Annotated in this window: 21 protein-coding genes and 1 tRNA gene; 7 read left to right on the plus strand and 15 right to left on the minus strand. The window is 62.5% G+C overall.

Features of this window, described 5'->3' with window-relative positions; genetic code table 11:
* Positions 1 to 8 precede the first annotated feature (8 nt).
* The gene (locus KTR60_RS20355; RefSeq protein ID WP_019744600.1) at positions 9 to 1,226 is read left to right on the plus strand and encodes an acetyl-CoA C-acetyltransferase; all 1,218 of its coding nucleotides are present in this window, start codon (positions 9 to 11) and stop codon (positions 1,224 to 1,226) included.
* Between the two features lie 66 nt (positions 1,227 to 1,292).
* On the opposite strand, the gene KTR60_RS20360 is transcribed toward KTR60_RS20355, so the two are convergent.
* The 9 genes from KTR60_RS20360 to KTR60_RS20400 all read right to left on the minus strand — a co-directional run bounded on the left by KTR60_RS20360 (position 1,293) and on the right by KTR60_RS20400 (position 11,008).
* Positions 1,293 to 2,048, minus strand: coding sequence for an enoyl-CoA hydratase/isomerase family protein (locus tag KTR60_RS20360; protein ID WP_030536263.1), 756 nt, complete (start codon positions 2,046 to 2,048; stop codon positions 1,293 to 1,295).
* A 120-nt stretch (positions 2,049 to 2,168) separates the two neighbouring features.
* On the minus strand, positions 2,169 to 3,017 hold the full coding sequence (locus KTR60_RS20365) for a Bax inhibitor-1/YccA family membrane protein (RefSeq protein WP_020970268.1): 849 nt from the start codon (positions 3,015 to 3,017) through the stop codon (positions 2,169 to 2,171).
* A gap of 194 nt (positions 3,018 to 3,211) precedes the next feature.
* A complete protein-coding gene (locus KTR60_RS20370) occupies positions 3,212 to 4,348 on the minus strand; it encodes a class I SAM-dependent methyltransferase (RefSeq protein ID WP_007728811.1) in 1,137 nt (378 codons plus the stop codon).
* A gap of 73 nt (positions 4,349 to 4,421) precedes the next feature.
* Positions 4,422 to 5,108, minus strand: coding sequence for a nitroreductase (locus tag KTR60_RS20375; protein WP_003943290.1), 687 nt, complete (start codon positions 5,106 to 5,108; stop codon positions 4,422 to 4,424).
* Positions 5,109 to 5,176: 68 nt separating this feature from the next.
* Positions 5,177 to 6,082, minus strand: coding sequence for a TIGR03619 family F420-dependent LLM class oxidoreductase (locus KTR60_RS20380; protein WP_042448880.1), 906 nt, complete (start codon positions 6,080 to 6,082; stop codon positions 5,177 to 5,179).
* Positions 6,083 to 6,085: 3 nt separating this feature from the next.
* Complete coding sequence (locus tag KTR60_RS20385) at positions 6,086 to 6,937, minus strand: SDR family NAD(P)-dependent oxidoreductase (RefSeq protein WP_030536264.1); 852 nt, start codon at positions 6,935 to 6,937, stop codon at positions 6,086 to 6,088.
* 46 nt (positions 6,938 to 6,983) lie between these two features.
* Positions 6,984 to 9,374 (minus strand): putative bifunctional diguanylate cyclase/phosphodiesterase, encoded by a 2,391-nt coding sequence (locus tag KTR60_RS20390; protein WP_228401195.1) that lies wholly within the window; start codon positions 9,372 to 9,374, stop codon positions 6,984 to 6,986.
* A complete protein-coding gene (locus KTR60_RS20395; RefSeq protein ID WP_228402297.1) occupies positions 9,367 to 10,452 on the minus strand; it encodes an EAL domain-containing protein in 1,086 nt (361 codons plus the stop codon). The genes KTR60_RS20390 and KTR60_RS20395 overlap by 8 nt, the downstream gene beginning before the upstream one ends.
* Positions 10,349 to 11,008, minus strand: a complete 660-nt coding sequence (locus KTR60_RS20400) for a hypothetical protein (RefSeq protein WP_228401196.1) — start codon at positions 11,006 to 11,008, stop codon at positions 10,349 to 10,351. Before KTR60_RS20400 ends, KTR60_RS20395 begins: the two co-directional genes overlap by 104 nt.
* A gap of 296 nt (positions 11,009 to 11,304) precedes the next feature.
* Here KTR60_RS20400 and KTR60_RS20405 point away from each other — a divergent pair, with 296 nt between their 5' ends.
* The 3 genes from KTR60_RS20405 to KTR60_RS20415 all read left to right on the plus strand — a co-directional run bounded on the left by KTR60_RS20405 (position 11,305) and on the right by KTR60_RS20415 (position 14,243).
* The gene (locus KTR60_RS20405; protein ID WP_007728823.1) at positions 11,305 to 11,982 is read left to right on the plus strand and encodes a TerD family protein; all 678 of its coding nucleotides are present in this window, start codon (positions 11,305 to 11,307) and stop codon (positions 11,980 to 11,982) included.
* Positions 11,983 to 12,270: 288 nt separating this feature from the next.
* A complete protein-coding gene (locus KTR60_RS20410; RefSeq protein ID WP_007728824.1) occupies positions 12,271 to 12,465 on the plus strand; it encodes a hypothetical protein in 195 nt (64 codons plus the stop codon).
* 899 nt (positions 12,466 to 13,364) lie between these two features.
* On the plus strand, positions 13,365 to 14,243 hold the full coding sequence (locus KTR60_RS20415) for a glycosyltransferase (RefSeq protein WP_218681466.1): 879 nt from the start codon (positions 13,365 to 13,367) through the stop codon (positions 14,241 to 14,243).
* A gap of 264 nt (positions 14,244 to 14,507) precedes the next feature.
* On the opposite strand, the gene KTR60_RS20420 is transcribed toward KTR60_RS20415, so the two are convergent.
* The 6 genes from KTR60_RS20420 to KTR60_RS20445 form a co-directional block, all read right to left on the minus strand.
* Positions 14,508 to 14,581 (minus strand) — tRNA-Leu (locus tag KTR60_RS20420).
* 34 nt (positions 14,582 to 14,615) lie between these two features.
* Positions 14,616 to 15,581, minus strand: a complete 966-nt coding sequence (locus KTR60_RS20425) for a Ppx/GppA phosphatase family protein (protein WP_228401197.1) — start codon at positions 15,579 to 15,581, stop codon at positions 14,616 to 14,618.
* Positions 15,578 to 16,123, minus strand: a complete 546-nt coding sequence (locus KTR60_RS20430) for a DUF501 domain-containing protein (protein WP_003946286.1) — start codon at positions 16,121 to 16,123, stop codon at positions 15,578 to 15,580. The genes KTR60_RS20425 and KTR60_RS20430 overlap by 4 nt, the downstream gene beginning before the upstream one ends.
* Positions 16,120 to 16,845 carry an FtsB family cell division protein gene (locus KTR60_RS20435; protein ID WP_228401198.1) on the minus strand — a complete coding sequence of 242 codons (726 nt, stop codon included), beginning with the start codon at positions 16,843 to 16,845 and terminating at the stop codon, positions 16,120 to 16,122. The genes KTR60_RS20430 and KTR60_RS20435 overlap by 4 nt, the downstream gene beginning before the upstream one ends.
* 20 nt (positions 16,846 to 16,865) lie before the next feature.
* Entirely contained in the window at positions 16,866 to 18,152 is a 1,287-nt protein-coding gene (eno, locus tag KTR60_RS20440; RefSeq protein WP_003946309.1) for a phosphopyruvate hydratase, read from the minus strand.
* Positions 18,153 to 18,366: 214 nt separating this feature from the next.
* On the minus strand, positions 18,367 to 19,179 hold the full coding sequence (locus KTR60_RS20445) for a lytic transglycosylase domain-containing protein (RefSeq protein ID WP_134929873.1): 813 nt from the start codon (positions 19,177 to 19,179) through the stop codon (positions 18,367 to 18,369).
* 140 nt (positions 19,180 to 19,319) lie between these two features.
* Here KTR60_RS20445 and efeU point away from each other — a divergent pair, with 140 nt between their 5' ends.
* The 3 genes from efeU to efeB are packed head-to-tail and all read left to right on the plus strand — an operon-like array spanning position 19,320 to position 22,654.
* Positions 19,320 to 20,222 (plus strand): iron uptake transporter permease EfeU, encoded by a 903-nt coding sequence (gene efeU / locus KTR60_RS20450; RefSeq protein ID WP_003946279.1) that lies wholly within the window; start codon positions 19,320 to 19,322, stop codon positions 20,220 to 20,222.
* Between the two features lie 14 nt (positions 20,223 to 20,236).
* Positions 20,237 to 21,367 carry an iron uptake system protein EfeO gene (gene efeO, locus KTR60_RS20455; RefSeq protein ID WP_047270308.1) on the plus strand — a complete coding sequence of 377 codons (1,131 nt, stop codon included), beginning with the start codon at positions 20,237 to 20,239 and terminating at the stop codon, positions 21,365 to 21,367.
* The gene (gene efeB / locus KTR60_RS20460; RefSeq protein WP_208690398.1) at positions 21,368 to 22,654 is read left to right on the plus strand and encodes an iron uptake transporter deferrochelatase/peroxidase subunit; all 1,287 of its coding nucleotides are present in this window, start codon (positions 21,368 to 21,370) and stop codon (positions 22,652 to 22,654) included.
* Positions 22,655 to 22,734 lie beyond the last annotated feature (80 nt).

Consider the following 22,734-nt stretch of genomic DNA (forward strand, 5'->3'; position numbering starts at 1 on the left):
GAGTTTTCATGCCCGAGGCAGTAATCGTCTCAGCAGTACGGTCGCCCATCGGCCGCGCAATGAAGGGTTCGCTCAAGGACATCCGCCCGGATGACCTCGCAACTCAGATGGTTGCCGCCGCGTTGGCAAAGATCCCCGAGCTCGACCCCACCGAGATCGACGACCTCATGCTCGGTTGCGGCCAGCCCGCCGGTCAGTCGGGCTTCAACATCGCCCGCGTCGTCGCCGTCCAGCTCGGCTACGACTTCCTCCCCGGTGTCACGGTCAACCGTTACTGTTCCTCCTCGCTGCAGACCACCCGCATGGCGCTGCACGCCATCCGCGCAGGCGAGGGCGACGTCTTCATCTCCGCCGGCGTCGAGTCCGTCTCCAGCTTCATCACCGGCAACGCCGACGGCCTCCCCAACACCAAGAACCCGCTCTTCGACGCAGCGCAGGCCCGTAGCGCCAAGCTCGCCGAAGGTGGAGTCGCCTGGACCGATCCTCGCGAAGAGGGCCTGATCCCCGACGTGTACCTGGGCATGGGCCAGACCGCCGAGAACGTCGCTTCGGCCACCGGCATCACCCGCGAAGACCAGGACCGCTGGGCAGTTCGCAGCCAGAACCGCGCCGAGGAAGCCATCGCGCGCGGCTTCTTCGAGCGTGAGATCACGCCCGTCACGCTCGCCGACGGCACCGTCGTCTCCAAGGACGACGGCCCCCGCGCCGGCACCACCTACGAGGGCATCAGCGGCCTCAAGCCCGTCTTCCGCCCCGACGGCACCGTCACCGCCGGCAATGCCTGCCCGCTCAACGACGGCGCAGCCGCACTGGTGATCATGTCCGACACCAAGGCAAAGGCACTCGGCCTGACCCCGCTCGCTCGCATCGTCTCCACCGGCGTCTCGGGCCTGTCCCCCGAGATCATGGGCCTCGGCCCGATCCAGGCCGTCAAGAACGCCCTGAAGATCGCCGGCAAGTCGATCTCCGACATCGACCTGTTCGAGATCAACGAGGCATTCGCAGTGCAGGTCCTCGGATCCGCTCGCGAACTGGGCATCGAAGAGGACAAGCTCAACATCTCCGGTGGCGCGATCGCGCTGGGTCACCCCTTCGGTATGACCGGTGCCCGTATCACCAACACCCTGATCAACAACCTGCAGGAGCAGGACAAGACCTTCGGCGTCGAGACCATGTGTGTCGGCGGCGGACAGGGCATGGCAATGGTGATCGAGCGCCTCAGCTGATCCCCTGAGCACGTCGAAAGCGGCCGCCCGGCTTCTGCCGGGCGGCCGCTTTCGTGTGGTCGGGTTTCAGGTATTCGTGAACTTCCGAGCAAAACTCCCCAACTCGCGAATCAACTCTCGCGCAGCGTCGTCCTCACGCTGCACGGCAGCGTGAGCTTCGTCCGCCCATCCGTGACGGAGCAGTCGTTTGGCGGCAAGGACTGCCGGTCCGACGTTGGCGGCAATCTGCTCGGCACTCTCGCGGGCGCGTGCCTGTACCTGGTCGGCCGGCACGGCGGCTGTCGCCAGTCCGTAGGCGGCAGCTTCGACGCCGCTGAGCCACCGGGTCGACAGGATCAGCTCGGCGGCTCGCTGCGTTCCGATCACCTTGGGCAGCAACCAACTACTGGCAGCTTCGGGAGCGGTACCCAGCGAAGTGAACGGTGCACGCAGACGTGCGTCCTCGGCAACGTAGACGACGTCGCAGTAAAGCAGCATGGTCAGGCCGATGCCGACGGCAGCGCCGTGTACCGCGGCGATCAATGGCTTCGGGAACTCCACCAGCGCGACGATCAGCGGCGCGAATGCGTGGCCGAAGTCGGCGTTGTCTGCGCCTGGTTCGGCGAGTGCGCGTAGGTCGACGCCACTGGAAAATGCCTTGCCTGCGCCCTCGACGATCACCACGGCCACGGCTTCGTCCGACGCCGCGTCGTCGAGCGCTTTGGTGAACGCTCGAAAACCGGCTGCATCAAATGCGTTCAGGCGACTCGGATTATTGAAGGTCAGCGTTCGCACTGCTCCGGCATCCGCGACCAGGATGGGTTCAGAGGTGTTTGTCGACATTCGCTCCCCTTCGTTCCAAACCAAGCAGTTGCTAGGTATCCAAGCACCGTAACCGTCCACAGACGACAAAAGAAGGGCCCCTCGCGGGGCCCTTCTTCGTGTTACGGATCGACTCGAGAACTAGTCGTTGTTGAAGTAGCTCAGCAGACGCAGGATCTCGACGTACAGCCAGACCAAGGTGACGGTGAGGCCGAATGCGACGCCCCAGGCTGCCTTCTCGGGCGCCTGTGCGCGGATCAGCTGATCAGCGGCGTCGAAGTCGAGCAGGAAGCTGAAGGCTGCGATGCCGATGCAGACGAGGCTGAAGATGATGGCGACGGTTCCACCGTCACGCAGTCCCAGTCCGCCCTCGGTGAAGAAGCTCGCGACGAGGTTACCGAGCGCCAGAACGACAACACCGATCAACGCACCGATGATCATTCGCGTCAGACGAGGTGTCACCCGAATCGCACCGGTCTTGTAGACGACCAACATGCCGAAGAACACGCCGAAGGTTCCGAGGACCGCCTGCGCAATCAGCATCGACGCGTCAGCGCCTTGGAGTTGGAAGGTGAACATGAACGACAGCGCACCGAGGAACAGGCCCTCGGCCGCGGCGTACGCCAACACGATTGCCGGGTTGTCCATTTTGCGACCGAACGTCGCGACCAGAACCAGAACGAGGCCGACGAGACCGCCGCCGATGACCAGCGGGGCTGCGAGGTCGGCGTTGTTGTTGACCAGGAAGTACGACACCAGTGCCGAGATCGTCAGCACACCGAGCGTGATGCCCGTCTTGGTGACGACGTCGTCGATCGTCATGGCCCGCGAGGTGGGACCGGTCTGGTACGGCTCGGCCGGAGCGTACTGCGGCTGACCGAACTGCTGGGTTGCCTGCGAGGCGCCCGCCGTCGCAGATCCGAACGAGGCGTATCCGTTGCCCTCTTGCTTGGGCAGATTGCGGAACACCGGGTTGCTGGTGGTGCGCACCGTGATCATCCCTTCATCGTGGTGGCCTACGACGGGTGCGTCGCGGGTTCGCCGGACGGATCCGAGTTTCCGACACGGTCCGTGTACCTGACTAAAAGTAAAGCACTCGTAATTTACAACGTCGAAGCTTCGGTTGTAGTTCCCGGCGCATTTCCAGAAGATCAACACTCTTCGACACTCGTCCCTTTTCGATACTAGGACGGTTTGACCGACTTCATCACGATGAACTTCGCGTTCTTCGCCATCGCCTCGCTCGGACCCACCGCGGCTTTCAACGGTTCGCGATACCCCAGATGCGCGTTGTGAACAGTCCACAACTCGCCACCGGGACGCAGGACACGGCCGGCAGCTTCGAACATCTTGAGTGCTCCGCCGGTGTGGACCGCCGCGCCGACGTGGAACGGCGGGTTCAACAGAACCAGATCCGCGCTCGCACTGGGCAACGAACTCACGGCGTCGTCGCGCAGGCCGCTCACTCGATCGCCGACGCCATTTGCGGACGCGGTCGCCAGAGCCGAAGCGACGGCTGCCGAGGACTGATCCGTTGCGATCACGTGCACGTCCGGGAACTTCCGCGCGATCGCCGCCGCGAGAATGCCGCTGCCACAACCCAGATCGATCACGTCGCTCAGCGGATCGACCGCAATCTTTCCGAGGTTCTCCAGGAGCAACCGGGTGCCGATGTCCAGGCTCGCACCGGCAAACACTGCGCCGTGAGCAACGACGTCGAGGTCGAATTCGTCGAGGCGTTCGGTCACCGGGAACGTGATAGCAACATCGGGCTTCGGTTCCGAAGCCTTGAGTACGCGGGACTTCTGACGCCCACGCGAGGCGCTGACGTCGGAAAACGATTCGCCGAGAACCTTGTTCATCGCCGGGGTGATGTGCTTGTCACGCCCACCGGCGAAGACACGAACCGCCGGGTCGGCGTGAAGCGCGATCAGCTGGGCGATCTCGGCAAGTTCGGCGAGGCTACGCGGCAATTGCATGAGCACGACGCGGGCGCCGCTGAGCAACTCCTCGTCCAGTCCGTGCGAGGTGAAGGCGTCACTGAATCCGAGTTCGCGCGCATTGTTCGCGAGGGCCAGCTCTCCGGTGAGCGGATCCTGGTGAACGCGCACGGCGGCGATTCCGTGCACGAGCGCAACACCGGCAGTCAGCGCACCGTAATGATCGCCGATCACGACGACGGTGCCCGCCGGTGCCGCGGCGAGAGCGTCGGCGGCCTCGTCGAGGATCAGACGATCAGCCGCATCGACGGCAAAGAGATTGGGTGCCTCGACATCGGGGAATCGGCGCAGACGATCGAACAGTTCGGGTGTGTCGGACATGCCACCAGTCTTTCAGGTGGAACTACGCAACACTCAATCCCCCGACCAGCAGGTGATCAGTTCGACATCCCTGTCAGTTCGACATCCACTGCACGACGTTGTCGACGGTTTCGCGTTCGGTGCGGAATCCGTTCACCGGGTGGTCGGCGTCGGGGTATCCGAACGAGATCGCGCAGACAACCTTGCGAGTGTCGTCGATACCGAAATGCTCGTGAATGAACTTGGAGCTGCCCGCGAGCGCCGCCTGCGGAATGGTGGCGACCCCCAGACTCTGGGCCGCGAGCAGGAAGCTGTTCACGTACAACCCGCAGTCGACTGCGCCGTAGGTGCCCAATGCCTCGTCGGTGGTGATGATCGCGACGTGGGGAGCGCCGAAGAGCTCGAAATTCTTCATCGTCTGTGCCGCGGATCCGGCGCGGTCACCGTGCTCGATTCCGACGCTCGAATACAGCGCCATCGCGCAGTCGAACCGACGCGACTTGTAGATGCCCTGGTACGCGCGCGGGAACTCGAAGTCCGACTCCTGGGCGTTGGCCATCACGTACTCACCGAGGCCGGCGCGGAATCGCTCGGTGCCCTCCCCTTCGGTGATCGCGACCTGCCACGGTTGCGTGTTGCACCACGACGGCGTCTTCTGCGCCAGCCGAAGGATCTCCTCGATCACCTCACGTGGCACCTGACGGTCCTCGTAGGCGCGGCAGCTGATCCGGGCGTCGAGCAACGCTTCCAGGCTCGTATCCACGACGATGCTCTCGGTCATGTGTTCTCTCCTCGATCAGGCTGCACTACAACACTTCGCACGATAGAACTACCGCCTCGACGCAATCGTCAGCGGGTCACCTTTGCGAAGGCCGCCACCAGCTCGCCGAACTCTGCCATCGCCGCATCCGGATCCGGATCTACTGCCGCCAGCGCAACCAGCACATCGGTGGCACCGGATTCGAGCAGTTGCTCGGCGCCGATCATCGTCGCCGGGAGGTCGATCGAACCGTCGGACCCGCGTACGACGGTCAGTCGCCCACGGACCTGCAATTCCGCTGGATCGCGTCCGAGATCCGCCATCGCTTTGCCGATGACGTCGATCCCTTCACGTAGGTCGTCGTCCGCGGCACCCATGATCGGAATCCACCCGTCACCCCAGGTTGCGACGCGTCGTACAACGGCCTTGGAGAGCGAACCGGACACCCAGATCGGGATTCCAGCGGCCGGACGGGGCGCGCAGTACACGTCGTCGAACTTCAGACGAGGGGTGTCGATGCTCGCCGGCGCCGAACTCCACAGGGCCCGGCACACTGCGAGAGCGTCGTCGAGCAGTGGTCCCCTTTTACCGAAGTCCATACCTGCCGCCTCGTATTCACGTTCCTGCCAACCTGTTCCGACGCCAAGGTCGAGTCGGCCCCCGGAGAGCAGATCGAGTGTCGCGGCCGTCTTGGCCAGTACCGCTCCCCCGCGCAGCGCCGCGATGACGATTCCGGTCCCCAAGCGAATTGTCTTCGTCTGTCCGGCAACAAAAGCCAGGACGGTCAGCGGCTCGAGCCAGTTGGCGTCGGGCTCGGTGGGGAACGCCGACCACGTGTACGCCGAGTTGTCCGAGCCCATCACCACGTGATCGGTGACGAGGACCCGGTCGAAGCCCGCAGCTTCCGCGCTCTGACAGACCTGCACGAGTTTCGCGTAGGAGTCCTCCGCGAGAGTGGTGCCGAAGTTGGGAACGTTCAGACTGAAAGTTGTCATGTGTCAAGCCTTTCGGGGCCGGTTGGTCCAGCCACCCTCTTCTGTGGGGAACCAGCCTCCGGCAGCGTGCGAGCCGCCGTCGACGTGGATCACGGTTCCGGTGATGTATCTCGCCAGGTCGGAAGCCAGGAACAGTGCGGGGCCGGCAATGTCGACCGGCTGGCCCGGTCCGCCCAACGGTGCCCACCCCGGCCACTTGTCCCAGTCGTCGGCAGGAACGATCGTGCGATACGGCACCTGTACCGACTCGATCAGATCCGGGGCAATGGCGTTGACGCGCACTCCGGTTCGACCGATCTCCACACCAAGGCTCCTGGTGAACTGTGTCAGCGCGGCCTTGTATGCCGAGTACATCGTGTGGCCCGGGATCGCTCGATGCGCCTCCACCGTCGTCAGGTTCACGATCGATCCACCCAAACCGCGGTCGATCATGCCGGGAAGCAGGGCATGGGTCAGACGCACGACGTGATCGAAATTGATGCTGCCGGCCTCGGACCAGAAACCGGGATCCGTACCGGTGAACTCTGTCGGCGGGTTCAGGAAATGACCCACGTTGTTCACCAGGACGTCCGGGGCGAACTCGGTCAACGCGACGGGGACTTCCCGCGTCCGCACGTCGTACTCGAGATAGTTGATCGAACCACCTGCAGCCGAGTCGAATTCGACGTCGCCAAGAGGAGCCACGTCGACAACCAGAACTGACGCGCCATGCGATGCAAATGCTCGAACAATCGCTGCGCCGATTCCCTGGGAACCGCCTGTGACCACTGCCTTCTTACCCACCAACATCGGCCCTGGGGAGTACGCCGATCCGACCACCACGAAGACACCCTTCTGCAGTTCGATGTGAAGCACTTCGGCGTACCGTCACACATCGAACGGCAAAACGGGCGCAAAGTTCTCACTCAGTGGTAGCCGCGACGCCCCACCTGCTCGAACCGCCGAGTCGCCCATTCAAATAGTGCGGAATCTCGGCTGCCCGTATCGGCATTCCCTCGAGGTACCCCTGGATCACGTCACATCCGCACTCGGTCACTATCGCGCGCTGCCTCTCCGTCTCCACGCCCTCGGCGACGGTGTCCAGCCCCAGAGACTTGGCAATCGCGATGACGGCTCGCAAGACAGCGAACCTCGAATTCGAGGGATCCGCGTCCAGCGGTGCGACGAACGCCCGATCGATCTTCAACCGATCGAGCGGCAGCCGGGCCAAGCTGGCAACCGAGGAGAACCCTGTGCCGAAGTCGTCCATCGCAATGGCGATGCCGAGCGCCGAGAGCTGTACCAACACATCTCGGTCGGCGTCGTCGATGACCAACGATTCGGTCACCTCGATCTCGAGTCGGCTCGGGTGGAGGTTCACCTCGATCAGTGTCCGGCGTACCGAGTCGACGTATCGACTCGAACGCAGTTGCACCTGAGAAACATTGACGGCAACCCGAATGTCCTCCGGCCACGTTGTCGCCGCCGTGCAGGCAGCCCTCAGAACACCTGCACCGATCGGCACGATCAAGCCGGTTTCCTCGGCGACCGAAATGAAGTCTCCCGGCGAGACGAGACCTGAAGTCGGATGGTTCCACCGCAGCAGAGCCTCGAATCCGACAACAACTCCCGTCGCGGCCGAGACCTGTGGTTGATAAACCAACTCGAACTCTTCGTCGATCAACGCACGACGAAGATCCAACAATGCCCTGGCCCTACCCGTCGCACGATCCCGCAAAGTCGCATCGAAGGCGCGAATCTGGTTCCGACCGCTCTCCTTTGCGTGGTAAAGCGCGAGGTCCGCGACAATCACCAGGTCTTCGAGGCTGTCGGCGTCGTCGGGCATCGAGCCGTACCCCAGACTGGCACGAATGCGAATCTGGTTGCCGACCAGTGAAAATGGTCGTTCGAATGAGTCGAGAATCGTTTGGAATCTCTTCTCCACCTCATCTGCACTCCCGATGTCGTCGAAGGCTAGGTCGTCGAAGGCGATGGCGAACTCGTCACCCCCCAGTCGGCCACAGATCTCGTTCGATCGCAGAACGCTGTGCAGTCTGCCGGCAACATCGCGAAGCACGTCGTCTCCGATGTGGTGTCCCAACCGGTCGTTGATCGACTTGAAGTTGTCCAGATCCAGAATTGCCAGCCACACCCTGTGTCCGTCCCGAATCCGCGAAGACAGTTGAGCGTTGAAGCTGTACCGATTTCTGAGCCCGGTCAACGAATCGATCTCTGCCAATCGCAAGATGTTCTGGCGCTGGTGATACGAGTGCGTGATATCGGATCCGACACCGCGCCACCCGTAGGTCGCCCCATCGCCACTGCCCGGGTGACCTGACATCGACCACCAGCGAGTATCGCCCCGAACGACGACCTGCATGGTGAGGTCCCGAAACGCCGTCCCGGCTTGAAAATTCGCGGCGAGGAGATCAAGGGACTTCCTGCCCACATCTGTTCGGGACGCGCCGATCCCGATCAGGATCTCGTGCATTGTGCGGCCCCGAATCTGTGCTGCCGGCAAACCGACCTGCTCGGCGAATCGATACGACACGGTACTGGCGATACCGCGCGAATCGGTCTCCCAGAGCCAATCCTGTGCTCCGTCTTCGAGATCGTTGAGCAACAACTCGACGAGATCTCGTTCGTCCTCGGCTATGAGTTCGGCGCGTAGCCGTCTCTCGAAAAGTTTGGCCAACAGCAAAGTTCCGCTGTAGAGCGAACCTACAAAGACGACCAGCACCCCGATCAGCACGAAACGCGATGTGCCCGGTTCCGTCCAGAACGCCCCGGCCAACCCGACTCCCACCAGGCTGATCCAGACCACAGTGATTCCGCGAAACATCATGGTGGGAAACACGCCGACCGCGATCCCACCGATCAAGGTCGAGCTCAGTACCAACTCGTCACGAGGATCGAGCATCGGAAAGAGAACGAGAGCCAAGCACGCCAGGAGCACTCCCCAGACAATGATTTCGACTGTGAGTACCACCAGTTCGGTGGTCTGGGACTCGGAGACGCCGAGACGCGAGCGCCGGAGCCAATACACACTGAATCCAGCGCTCGACAACAGCATGACGCTCGACCAGGCGAAGGTGAACCATCCGGCATCCACCGGCAGAAGCACCACGATCGCTGACAAGGCAACCGCCGCGGTCAGAAACGACCACGGCAGTACGCGCGCGGTGAACCGCAGTCGTCGATCGAGTAGGCGACGGCGATCGTAATCCGAGAGGTATTGTTCCGTGCCGCTGCGACCGAGTTTGCGCACCGACGTCCCGACGCGACGCCTACGGAGTACTGCCGGGTCATCCACGTCGGCCTGCTACCGCCGCTGCGACCGCGTCGACCGACATGGCTCCGCCGGCGATGTATCCCTGAACAGTCCTCACCCTTGCAGCGGCCACGGACTTCAAGTCTTCCTCACCGTCGACTCCCGAGACGACGACCTCCATTCCCAATGCGTCGACCAGATCCACGACAGCTTCGAGGATCGACCGTCCACCAGGCACTGCACCCGAAATGGAGCGTTCTATCCGGACTCGGGTGAACGGAAGGCCGGACAGTGATGCGAGCGAGGAGAATCCGGCGCCGAACTCGTCCACGGTCAGCGCGATTCCCATGTCCGCGATGGCGTGCAACGCAAACTTGGACTCGTCGGTGATCGCCGATGATTCGTTGAGTTGGAGCTCGAGCTGATGTGCACTGACACCTGATCGTCGAAGCGAATCCCCTATCGAGACGACAAAGGAATCCGATTCGAGCTGACGCGTCGATACCGCGACGGCTACCCGCAGGTGATCAGGAAGGCGGGACGCCGCCTCGCAGGCCAACTCGAAGACGGTAGTCCCCAGTGAGTACGCCAAACCGGTGTCGTCTGCGACGCTCATGAATTCGGCGGACGTAACGGCACCGAGGCGGGCGTTGTGCCAGATCACGCGGACTTCCACGGCCACGATCTCGCGGGAAACCACGTCGATCCTGGGCAACAGCTCGAGTTCGAGGTCCTTCTCCGCGACAGTGTTTCCCAGATCTTCGAGCAGGCGGGCCCGCCGATCGGCCACGGACTTCATCGAGTCTCGATATTCACGTACGGCCCCGCGCCCGGATTCCTTTGCCGCGAACAAGGCCAGGTCCGCAGCGCCCATCATCTCGTCGGCGGAGGACGGCAGCTCGTCGGGGAGGTAGTACCCGATGCTGCATCCGATCTCCAACCGCGTACCAGCCACTGTGATCGGCTCGTGCAGAGTTTCGATGTAGCGGCCGAGCAGAGTACGAACTTGTGAGCTGTCACCCACATCGGTGAAAAGAACCGCGAACTCGTCTCCCCCCAGACGTGCGAACAACTGTGACACCCCGCCGGCTTCGGACAGGCGATCCGCGACCTCTCGCAGAACCGCGTCGCCAACGGTGTGTGAGAATTCGTTCGAACTCGGGTCCCGGCTGAAGCCAGAATGCCACCCCGAGGATTATCAGATTGGACAGGACCCAGGTGACCCCCACCACTCGCAACATCGCGGTGGCCACGGCTCCGGCACCGGTGATCGATGTGGTGACCGCTATCAGGATCAGATCGCCGGAATCGTCCAGGATCGGGTACAGGGCCAGGGCGAGCGAGGAATACAGGATCCCGACTACAGCAAATTCGACGATGAGAAACGCGTAGGACATCCGGTACGTGGGTGTGATCAGGTTGAAATGAATGGCGAGACCCACGCACATCCCCACCAACCCGATCACGCCGGACAGCAATGGCCACACACGCGGCAGCGGTCCGCCGTCCGGGGGAATTACATACAACGTCAGCCCGAGTGTGACGACGAGGTGGACGGCAGCGGCCCATGGCAGCACGCCGAAGGTAACGGCTATCTGCTCACGAGTTACGTCATCACGTTGGGCGGGCGTCAGTCTTTCTCTCTGGCGGGGTTGCAGAAGCGACAGGACTGGCATCACTTACCTCCCGCTCCCACGACGCAATTGAATCGGACGTCCGACTCAGCAATTCTTCCGTAATTGGACGTTGCCGTGTCAACCAGTGCGTCCACCCTATTTCGGAGTCGCGTCTGCCCACAGACACAGTAATCAGCAAACTGCTGGTCTGCCGCAAGTTGGCGCCGCAAGTTTGATGCCCATGGGTTGAAATCAGACATGAGGGACAATGGCCGGAGATCGCCGATCACGTCGGTGGAGATTCCTCGACGGGTAACACGATCGGACTCATTCGAGTTCAGACAAGGACTATCACGATGGCAATCGACTACACCCGACGTTCCGGCGAGTCCACTCCGTCGCAAGCGCCGGTCAGCTTGAGCAAGATCACGCTCACAAAATCGGCGCCGACGGTCAACCTCGCGAAGGCGGGTGAACGACAAGGCAATATGCGCGTGAACCTCAACTGGTCACAGGGGGCACCACCGAAGAAGACCGGTTTTCTCGCCAAGCTCGCCGGCGCGGGCTCTGGTGCGGTCGACCTGGACCTCGGATGCCTCTACGAACTTGCCGACGGGTCCAAGGGAGTAGTTCAGGCCTTGGGTAACAGTTTCGGTTCACTGACTTCTCCGCCCTACATCTCCCTCGACGGCGACGACCGCAGTGGTGCGAACACCGGCGGCGAGAACATGCACGTCAATCTTGGTGACCCAAGCGCTTTCCGGCGAATCCTGATCTTCGCGATGATCTACGACGGCGCTCCCAACTGGGCGGCGGTGGACGGCGTCGTCACCTTGTATCCCACCAACGGGCCGGAGGTGGAAGTGCGACTCGACTCCGCCAGCAACCAGGAGCGACTGTGCGCGATCGCTCTCATCCAGAGTTCAGGTCAAGGCGTGACGGTGACGCGCGAAGTTCAGTACATCAACGGCAGTCAGTCAGATCTCGATCGGGCCTACAACTGGGGAATGAAATGGGCTGCCGGACGAAAGTAGGGGCTGCGGACGGGATCTCCCCCATCCGAACGACAATGTCCGAATCATCCACAATGTCGCAAGTTACTGGATAGTGTCGAGAAGTGGGTCGGACATGAGGGGTCACGCTCGACACCGATAGTGGGTCGGTGACGCTATGTGCTTGGCGGCGCCGACGTTCGACCGGAAAGGCCCTCGATTTCCCCCGAGATCGAGGGCCTTTTCGTATCTTGCGTCACTGTTCGCACCCTTTCATTAGTTGATCGTTAAACTAGGCGTTCGTCCAACATGCACCGATGGAGAACGTGAATGTCCACGAATTCAGATCGACGCCCGCGCCTGCCCGTGAGAATCGCCTACCTCGCCGCAGGAGTTCTCTTTGTCGCCGCCATGCTCCTGTTGGCAAGCGTCGTCAACCCTGATCGGGACCGCGATTTCTCGATGAACCACGTCCCCGCGGGGACGTCGACGACCGCCTTCGCCGCAACGTCCGACCTCGGCTAACGAAGGTACCGGTACGTAAGTGGCGCACGTCACGAACTGTGGGTAGTTTCAACGCCGATGGTTCGCCGTAGGTCGGTATTGAGAGGGACGGCCAACCACTGCCCTGCCTGGTTGCCCCACCCAAGCAGGCAGGGCACCCCAGATCAGGCAGGCACCCCAGATCAGGCAGGCACCCCCGATAATTTAAGCCTCAAGTAACTGTTACTCGGGAAAGACTTGTATCAAACCGGGGCGAATCGTACATTTCATCCGGCAGTCGGCCTTCGTCCGACGCCTTTGCCGTCAATGTCGACGGAACTTCTCTGAACACCACCACAAGTCGGCCACTTGTCGTGACCGCATTCGTCCTCGCGAAAGGCTCGCCCATGTTCGATTTCTTCGGCGCAATCTCCGGCTTCTTCGGTCTACTGTTCGGCACCGGCTCGTCGAGCGGGAGCTCGGGAGGAAGCAGCGACGCACCCGTCGCCCCGCCTACCTGATCCACAAGCCTCACCCGGCACCGATCCGCCGGGTGAGGCTCTCGCGAATCTCTTTGAAACACAACGTAACAGCACTTCAACTCCACCGACTTTTCTGCGGATTCACGCCGACACACTCCGGCGCCCGGACAGTTTCACCACATCGCCTGCAGTAATGGGTCCTGTGTCCGCCATTCTCCGCCGAGGCACACCCGCAGACCTCCCAACCGACAAGGCATGTGTTCGCCGTGAGCCGGTGTGCGTTGGGGCAGCAGTCCGGGGATTGCTCGGTCAACCGCATCTCCACATTTTCGCACACATGTTCTATTTAATGCCGTCTCGGGCATCGCCAGACCAAACGAACCTCACACAATTGACGTAGGGACTCTCCCGCGCACACTCAACCAAGCAACATTCCGGACAAATCGGTACGTTTGGTCTGTGTCTCCTCGCTTAGTTTCAGTCGTCATCCCCACGTACAACGCCGCCAGCACTATTGACGAACAGTTGCAAGCGCTCGCCGCCCAGGACTACGAAGGCCCCATAGAGGTGATAGTCAGTGACAACAACTCCAGCGATGGGATCCGCGATCTCATCGAAGACCACCCTCTCATCGACCAATTGCAACTTCGGTGGGTTTCAGCGTCACTCAAGCAGGGCGTCTCCCACGCCCGCAACGTCGGGGTGGATGAAGCAACCGGCGACTTCATCGCATTCTGCGATGCCGACGATCGAGTTCACCCCGACTGGTTGAGTGCAATGGTCGGCGCAGCCGAGAACGCTGACCTTGTCAGCGGGGCCCTCGAAACTGCCTCGATCAATTCGAGCGAGGTGCAGAGTTGGCGTCGAATCGAACCACGAGAAGAGCCACACTCGTACACGACCTACCTGCCCCACGCGATGGGATGCAATTTCGGGGTATGGAAGTCCTCGTACAAGGCGGTCGGCGGATGCGACGAGAACATGCGCATCGGTGAAGATGTCGATTTCTCGTGGAGAATTCAACAAGCCGGGATGACGTTCACTTACGAGCCTCAAGCCCTCGTCGCATACCGACTGCGCAGCGGACTCAAGGCGGCGTGGAGGCAGACCAAGGCCTTCGGCGCCGCCGATGCATTCCTCTACGCCAAACATCGCCAGCACGGTTTCCGCCGCTCGTCGAAGAAATCTGTCGCCACCCAAGTCGTCGGACTACTGCTTCTCAATCCAATTTTGCCGCAAGCAGTTACACGTATGCCGCGGGGCAAGTGGGTTGCACATACCGGGCTCCTGATCGGGCGACTCACCGGCAGTGTCCGCCAGCGTGTGATCTACCTCTGAAGCGACAAGGACCACCCTCGCAACGAGGATGAGCGTCAAACGTCATACCGGTCAGATGACGCTGAGGTAGGTGTTCGCAACTCAAGACTCCGATGCTCACGCTCGACCTACACGGACATCTGTTTACGGACGATCTCGACGCTGTCGCCAATGCCCTGGAGTTGCAGTGACGGCTCTCGAGAAATCACTGCGGACGCTCTGCAGACGGATCCTCAGCCAACACTTCGACGCACACTTGCCTGGCCGTTGACCTGTAGTTTCGTGTGCCCCCAGTCGGACTCGAACCGACACTTGACGGATTTTAAGTCCGTTGCCTCTGCCAATTGGGCTATGGGGGCCTTGCCGCACCCGACGGGTCGGGTGCGGCAGGGATCAGACTATCGGGTCGGTCTGAGCTACCGACATCGCGATGCCGTCGAGTATGTCGTGTTCGCTGACAACCAGTTCGGTGATCCCGGCTTTGGCTTCGAACGCTTGAGCCAGCACCGTGGTGATGATCGCTCCGCCGCCGATGACGTCCACCCGCCCCGGATGCATCGGGCCGAAGGCAGCACGATCAACCCGAGGCATAGCAATGAGACGCTCGCACACGTCGAACAGTTGATTGAACGAAATCCTCGACAGGTGCACCTTCTCGGCGTCGTACTCCGGAAGATCCTGCGCGATCGCGGCCAGCGTCGTCATGGTTCCAGCGACACCCACCCACGTGTGCGCCTTCTCGACGGGTACGGCCTCGAACGCCTCGGCAAGTTTCGCGGTCGCGAAAGCCGTCGCCTCGGAAACCTGCTCTGCTGTAGGCGGATCCGACGGTAAGCACCGCTCCGTGACGCGCACACAGCCGATGTCGGTGGAGTACGCAGCCTGGACGCCCGACGTGTCGCCGAGGACAACTTCGGTGGATCCGCCGCCGAGATCGACCACCACGAAGGGGCCCTCGGACGGATCGAGTTCTCCCACAGCACCGCTGAACGAGAGGCGCGCCTCTTCGTCGCCGGTGATGACCTCTGCTCCGGATCCGGGAATCACCGCGCCGAGCACGTCCCGCGTCATCGTGAAGAATTCTTCCCGATTCGCAGCGTCGCGAGTAGCCGAGGTGGCGACCATGCGAACGGCGGTTGCTCCGGCATCGGCGATCATCGACGCGTACTCGACCAGCGCGACCCGGGTGCGTTCGATGGCCTCGGGCGCGAATGTCCCTGTCGCATCAACACCTTGACCGAGTCGCACGACGCGCATCTCGCGCCGGACATCCACCAGACGACCGTCGGCGCCGACGTCCGCGATCAGCAGTCGAATGGAGTTGGTACCGCAATCGACTGCGGCGACACGGCGAGTCACCGGTCGGTGTTGTCGGCATCGTCGATGCCAGGCCAGTCCGCGGGAATTGCAGTGCCGCGCAGCTTTCCGTGACCGGCCAACGCGACGGACTCGTCACCGAGCGGATTGACGCCGGGTCCCTTGGCAAGCGAATGTGCCATCAGCACGTGCAGGCACTTGACACGATCCGGCATCCCACCGCCGGCAAAGTCGGTTCCCAGAGATTCGATCGCGTCCCGCTCGGCAAGGTACGACTCGTATGCCCGTCGATAGGCCGCGGCAAGTTCCGGATCCTGGGTCAGGCGTTCGGTCATTTCACGCATGACGCCGGCGGATTCCTGACGGCTCGCTTCGGCAGTCAGTCGCGGGTCCGTGAGGTAGTACAACGTCGGGAACGGTGTTCCGTCCGGAAGTTTGGGGGCGGTCTTGACCACGCCCGGCTGACCGTCCGGGCTGCGGTACGCGATCTCGATCACTCCGCGTGGCTCACGGCCCAATTGAGCGGCAACGGCGTCGAGATCCGCTTGTGAAACCTGTGGGGAATTTTCGGACGTGTTGCTCACCCGGTGGGTACTCCTTGTTCTTCTGGCTCTATCGGCGCCAACGGCATCGGGGCCGGTGTCGTCGTCTCGGGAACCACTGGCGGTTCCGAAATCGTTTGCCACAGATCGCGATACCACGGGCCTGTGAGCGGTGTTTCCTTTTCCTGCTTCTTCTCGGGTTCCTTGTAGTCACCGGGAAGCTGAACCTGGAACGGGGTCTCGCCCGGTTTGACGTACCGAAGGCGTTCTCGTGCAAGAGCTTCGATGTACGCAGGGTCGTCGAAGCGCGCGTTCTGCCCTTGCAGCTTTCGCAGCTCTTCCTCGAGTACCTGACGTTCCGCCGCCACCTGCGCGGCATCCGAACGCTGGCTGATGTAAGTACGGAGCGGCACTGCCAGTGTCAGCGCCAGCATGAGCACAACCATCGCGAGCACAACTGCCCGACTGGTGGACAAGCCGAAAATGGTGTTGTCCGACTTCGGAAGCCGAGACCAGAACTTGTTGGTTCCGCTCTTCCCCAGGGCCGACTTCGACCCTCGCGCCGACGCTTTCTCGGCGGAGACCCCCGGTTGCGCGGGGTCTGTCACAGCGGAATCGACTGCTTCCGGATCTACCGAAGGTTCCGACACGCGTGGGCGTCGGGCACTGTCCCGACGCGCACGCGACGGTGTGTCCCCACGACGGGAACCACGACCCCCCGGACTTCCGCCGGGGGATCGTGGCTTACCGCGCTGTGCAGACACTACTGAATCTTAGATTTCCGTCAGGCCTCGAAAGCGAAGCGCGGGAACGCAACCTCGCCGGCGTAACGTGCTGCGTCGCCGAGGTTCTCCTCGATGCGCAGCAGCTGGTTGTACTTGGCAACGCGCTCGCTGCGTGCCGGAGCACCGGTCTTGATCTGGCCGCTGCCGACGGCAACCGCGAGGTCGGCGATGGTGGTGTCCTCGGTCTCGCCGGAACGGTGGCTCATCATCGTCTTGTAGCCGTTGCGGTGAGCGAGATCGACGGCGTCGAGGGTCTCGGTCAGGGTGCCGATCTGGTTGACCTTCACCAGGAGTGCGTTGGCCGCACCCTTGACGATGCCTTCTTCGAGGCGCTCGGGGTTGGTGACGAAGAGGTCGTCGCCGACGAGCTGGATCTTGTTGCCGATCTGATCGGTGAGTGCGACCCAGCCGTCCCAGTCGTCTTCGTCGAGCGGATCCTCGATGGAAACGAGCGGGTAGGCGTCGATGAGCTCGGCGTAGAACGCCGCCATCTCGGCCGCGGTGCGGTTCTTGCCCTCGAACTTGTAGCCGGTGCCGTCGGTGTAGAACTCGGTGGCAGCGACGTCGAGAGCGAGCGCGACGTCGGTACCCAGCTTGAGGCCGGTCTTGTTCACGGCGATCGTGATGAGGTCGAGTGCTTCCTTGGTGCCTGCGACGTCGGGCGCGAATCCGCCTTCGTCGCCGAGACCGGTGGAGAGGCCCTTCTCCTTGAGAACCGACTTCAGGGAGTGGTAGACCTCGGCGCCCCAGCGCAGCGATTCCTTGAAGCTCGGTGCGCCGATGGGAGCAACCATGAACTCCTGGACGTCGACACCGGTGTCTGCGTGCGCGCCACCGTTGAGGATGTTCATCATCGGGACAGGGAGAACGTGAGCGTTGGGGCCACCGACGTAGCGGAACAGCTCGAGGCCCGAGGACTCGGCGGCGGCGCGAGCCACGGCAAGCGAGGCACCGAGCAGAGCGTTTGCGCCGAGACGCGACTTGTCCGGGGTGCCGTCCGCGTCGAGCAGCGCCTGGTCGACCGTGCGCTGCTCGGTTGCGTCGATGCCGATGATGGCAGGAGCGATCTCGCCGAGCACAGCCTCCACGGCCTTCTCGACGCCCTTTCCGCCGTAGCGTGCGCCACCGTCGCGCAGTTCGACGGCTTCGTGCTCACCCGTCGAAGCGCCGGACGGCACCGCAGCCCTGGCGAAACTTCCGTCTTCGAGCAGAACCTCGACCTCAACCGTGGGGTTACCACGGGAATCAAGGATCTCGCGAGCTCCGACCTGCTCAATACTGGCCACTGTGTGGTTCTCCTTCGAATGGGCTTCGCATTGGGGCACGCTCTGCGTGCTTGACACTTGGGCTCCGACCCCTCCGGTCGAAAGAGGACCACGATCGCGGCTGGGCCTCTGCAGTGCCAGCACCTCTGTAGTGCCAGCACACAGCCTAACCGCACGGGCCGAAGGCTTCTTTATCGACGCGCGGTCACGGGTCCGACCTGCGGATCGATCACCGTCAGTCCGGCCGTACCCCGACTGAATACGCCGACGCACGATCACGAACGAGCGCGAGATAGTCGCCCGAGAGGTTGTACGCCATCAGTGCCTGCTGCCATCCGGCAGCGGAAGTGAGGTCTCCCCCGCGTGCACACAGGTAGCGGGCGGCCGTGAGGGCAGCGTCGTCGATGTTGTCGGGGTCCACCCGGCCGTCGCCGTTGGCGTCGACTCCCCATTTGAGCCACGTCTCGGGGATGAACTGCATGGGCCCCATCGCACGGTCGTGCACTGGATCGCCGTCCATCGCCCCGCCGTCGGTGTCGGGGATCTCGGCAACTCCCGGGCCACCGTCGAGAGGGATTCCCCGAATGATCGGAGCAACCTGGCCGAACGCGTCGACCGACGAGCCGTCGTAGGTCCCGTGGCGGCTCTCGACGCTGCCGATACCGGCCAAAGTTGTCCACCCGATTCCGCAGCCGGGAAGCGTCTCGGCCATGACCGCAGCGGCGTACCCGTAGGCCTCGAGTGCCGTCGTCCCGATCCCGATGTCGTCCGACAATCCCGCTGCCCAGTCGGCGAGTTGATCAGCACTGCGGCCGGGAGCATTGATGTCGATCGGCGGCGTCGGAGAGCCGGTACCTGGGGGTATGCCCTCCGGAATGGCTACTTTCGGTTCGTTCGATCCACACGCCACGATGCCTGCGCCCAGCAAAGCTGTTCCGGCAGCTACTGCTGCTACGGCTCGCGAGAGACGCCGGGGACTTCTGCGGGCTGCGGGAGTTCGGTACACCCCTCCATCATCCACATGCGAGTGAACTACTCCCGAATCCATTAGTAAAGAACAGCAAAAGTACAGGTGAGAGCATGGTTCGCCGTCGATGATGGAGTATCTTCTTCTGAGTTAAGGCTGGCCTAGCCTCATGCGTTCGTCAGAAGCTGTTGCACTCACTCAGTCAGGAGTCGCCCGTGCCCGTGTCGGTACTCGCTGCCGCGAGCACACCATCAGTTGCCACCCAGTTATTCGGCAGTGGCCTGATCGGTCTGCGCGAAGGCCTCGAAGCGGGCATCGTGGTGATGATTCTCGCCGCCTACCTCGTGAAGGCCCAGCGCAAGGACGCACTGAAATGGGTGTGGCTCGGCGTCGCGATCGCCGTCGCGATGGTGGCGATCATCTTCTTCGCGATCCACTACGGAACGTCGACGGTCGACGGCCTGACCGCGGAGATCATCGCGGGCGTTGCCTCCCTGATCGCCGTCGTCATCGTCACGATCATGGTCCTGTGGATGCGCACGGCCGCCAAAAACATTTCCGGAGATCTGAAAGCGGGGATGGAGAAGGCGTTGATCGCCGGACCCGTCGCCATCTTGTCGCTGTCGTTCTTCGCGGTCGGTCGTGAAGGCGTCGAGACTGCGTTGCTCATGGTCGGTTACGCCGAGAACACCGCAGGCAGCTCCTGGCCGTTGGTCGGACTGCTCCTCGGAATTCTCCTGGCCGCCGTCTTGACCGTCGCCATGTACTTCGGCGCCCTCCGTCTCAACCTGACGACCTTCTTCCGGTACACGGCGATCTTCCTCATCGTCGTAGCCGCCGGAATCCTCTCGTACGGTGTTCGCGCTCTGCAGACCGGAAACGTCCTGCCGGGCGGTTCGAATCTCGCGTTCAACCTGACACCCGGCTACGACCCGTCGACCTGGTACGGCACCGTCCTCGCCGGAATCTTCAACTTCCGCCCGGACCCGACCGTCCTGCAAGCCGTCGCATGGGTCGTCTACCTCGTAGTCGTCCTCGCGCTCTTCCTACGTCCCCTTCCGTCGAGCCCATCGGAACCGACAACCCCGCCTGCGCACGACACACACGTTCCCGAAAAATCCTGAGAGGCATTGCCGACATGCGTAAATCCACCCTCGTACTGGCCACGGCCGCGGTACTTCCCTTCTCCCTCGCCGCATGCACCGAGAAGACGACCGCGAGCGACGGCGACATCGTCGTCACGGCCACCGACGATTCGTGTGACGTCAGTGCCACCACTGGAACCACTGGCAGTTCGACGTTCCAGGTGACGAACAACGGCTCGAAGGTCACCGAGTTCTACGTCTTCGCCGAGGGCGATCGAGCGATGGGCGAAGTCGAGAACATCGGCCCCGGCCTTACCCGGCAGCTGATCGTCTCCCTCCCCGAGGCTGCGACCTATCAACTCGCGTGCAAGCCGGGCATGGTCGGAACCGGCATCCGTCAGGACTTCGTCGTCACGGGCGATTCGCAGGCGGCCACCGACGGGAGCGGCCAACTCGCCGAAGCTGCCGACGGCTACCGGAGGTACATCCGCAGCCAGATCGTCGCGCTGCAGGACACCGCAGCTCAGTTCGTCGCCGCCGTCCAGTCCGGCAACGTCGACCAGGCGAAGGCACTCTTCCCGATCGCACGTACCTACTACGAGCGCATCGAACCCGAAGCCGAGAGCTTCGGCGAACTCGATCCCAAGCTGGACCTGCGCGAAGCGGATCTGGAGCCCGGTCAGGTCTGGACGGGATTCCACCGCCTCGAGAAGGATTTGTGGGTGACCGGGCTTCAGCCGGATACCAACGCGGTCGCCGATCAACTGCTCGAAGACATTCAGTATCTTGCCGACCAGCTGAATGCCGAGGATTACACGATCGATCCAACCAAGATCGCCGGCGACGCCCAAGGACTGCTCGACGAGATCTCGACTTCCAAGATCACCGGCGAGGAAGACATCTTCTCGCACACCGACCTGTGGGATTTCCAGGCCAACGTCGACGGCTCGCAAGCGGCGATCGCGGCACTGAACCCGATTCTGCAGGAACGTGATCCCGAGCTCGCCCAGCGCATCGCTGACCGATTCGCCGACCTCGACGCTGCGCTGGCGCAGTTCCGGGTCGGCGACGGATTCGTGTACTACGACACCGTCACCGAGGCGCAGCGTCAGGAACTCTCGCGTAAAATCGATGCACTGTCCGCCGAGGTCAGCCAGGTCCAGGAAGTAGTCGCGGGACAGTAGATGACTGATTCACCAGAAGGCACACCCGCTGCGGAAAACGCAGCACCGCACGCAGTCTCACGACGCCGACTGTTCGGCGCCGTGGGGGTCGGCGCCGTCCTGGCCGGTGCCGGTGCCGTCATCGGGCGGGTGACCGCCGACGAGAGTTCCGGCGCCGATCACGCAGACGTGGTCGCCTTTCGCGGCGAGCATCAGGCAGGCATCACGACGCCGGCCCAGGATCGTATGCACTTCGTCGCTTTCGATGTGACGACGAAGTCGCGCGACGAACTGATCACGCTGCTGCAGACGTGGACGGCGATGGCCGAACGAATGACGGCGGGTCAGGAAGCAACCGAGGACGGAGCGACCGGCGACGGTCCGTATGCACCACCGAGCGACACGGGTGAGGCACTCGATCTCGCGCCGTCGCAACTCACCCTGACCATCGGATTCGGACCGTCACTTTTCGACGACCGGTTCGGTCTCGCAGACAAGAAACCTGCTGCCCTGCTCGATCTCCCCCACTTCCGTGCGGACAACCTCGATCCGAATCGCAGCGGGGGCGACATCGCCATCCAAGCGTGCGCCAACGATCCCCAGGTTGCCGTCCATGCGATCCGCAACCTCGCGCGAGTCGCGTTCGGGACCGCGTCGGTCAAATGGTCGCAACTCGGGTTCGGACGAACATCCTCGACCTCGACGACGCAGGCGACACCACGAAATCTGTTCGGGTTCAAGGACGGAACAGCCAACATCAAGGCGGAAGATCCAAACGCACTCGCCCAGCACGTCTGGGTTGATCCCACTGACGATCAGGCCTGGATGGCGGGCGGATCATTCCTCGTCGCCAGACGAATCCGCATGCTGATCGAGCAGTGGGATCGCGCAGTACTCAAGGAACAGGAAGCTGTCATCGGCCGCTCCAAACGCAGCGGAGCGCCGCTCGGCGGCAAGGACGAGTTCGACGAGCTCGATCTCGATTCCAAAATGGGACACGACTTCGTCATCCCGGAGGATTCACACGTGCGCCTGGCCTCTGCCGAGGAACTCGGTGGGATTCAGATCTTGCGCCGCGGATACAACTTCACGGACGGCTCCGATGGCTTCGGCCACCTGGACGCGGGACTGTTTTTCGTTGCGTACTGCCGGAATCCGGTCGAGCAGTTTGTTCCGATGCAGCAAAACCTTTCACGACACGATGCGCTGAACGAATACATCCAGCACGTCGGTTCTGCGGTCTTCGCTTGCCCCGGCGGTCTCGCCGACGGGAGCTACTGGGGCGAAACACTGTTCAACCCCAAATAGTCGATCAATTGGTTGGATACCACACTTGCTAACAAACTTCGAGTAATTTTATATATCGAACTGATAACAATCTTGGGATC

The organism is Rhodococcus sp. C1 (genome assembly GCF_020809065.1).
In the GTDB taxonomy this organism is placed as follows: domain Bacteria; phylum Actinomycetota; class Actinomycetes; order Mycobacteriales; family Mycobacteriaceae; genus Rhodococcus_F; species Rhodococcus_F qingshengii.

Coding starts and splice junctions, on each gene's coding strand:
- KTR60_RS20360 (WP_030536263.1), bottom strand. CDS start 2,048: ATGTCGACAAACACCTCTGAACCCATCCTGGTCGCGGATGCCGGAGCA.
- KTR60_RS20375 (WP_003943290.1), bottom strand. CDS start 5,108: ATGACCGAGAGCATCGTCGTGGATACGAGCCTGGAAGCGTTGCTCGAC.
- KTR60_RS20405 (WP_007728823.1), top strand. CDS start 11,305: ATGGCAATCGACTACACCCGACGTTCCGGCGAGTCCACTCCGTCGCAA.
- efeB (WP_208690398.1), top strand. CDS start 21,368: ATGACTGATTCACCAGAAGGCACACCCGCTGCGGAAAACGCAGCACCG.
- KTR60_RS20370 (WP_007728811.1), bottom strand. CDS start 4,348: ATGTCCGACACACCCGAACTGTTCGATCGTCTGCGCCGATTCCCCGAT.
- KTR60_RS20355 (WP_019744600.1), top strand. CDS start 9: ATGCCCGAGGCAGTAATCGTCTCAGCAGTACGGTCGCCCATCGGCCGC.
- KTR60_RS20400 (WP_228401196.1), bottom strand. CDS start 11,008: ATGCCAGTCCTGTCGCTTCTGCAACCCCGCCAGAGAGAAAGACTGACG.
- KTR60_RS20410 (WP_007728824.1), top strand. CDS start 12,271: ATGTCCACGAATTCAGATCGACGCCCGCGCCTGCCCGTGAGAATCGCC.
- KTR60_RS20380 (WP_042448880.1), bottom strand. CDS start 6,082: ATGACAACTTTCAGTCTGAACGTTCCCAACTTCGGCACCACTCTCGCG.
- efeO (WP_047270308.1), top strand. CDS start 20,237: ATGCGTAAATCCACCCTCGTACTGGCCACGGCCGCGGTACTTCCCTTC.
- KTR60_RS20445 (WP_134929873.1), bottom strand. CDS start 19,179: ATGGATTCGGGAGTAGTTCACTCGCATGTGGATGATGGAGGGGTGTAC.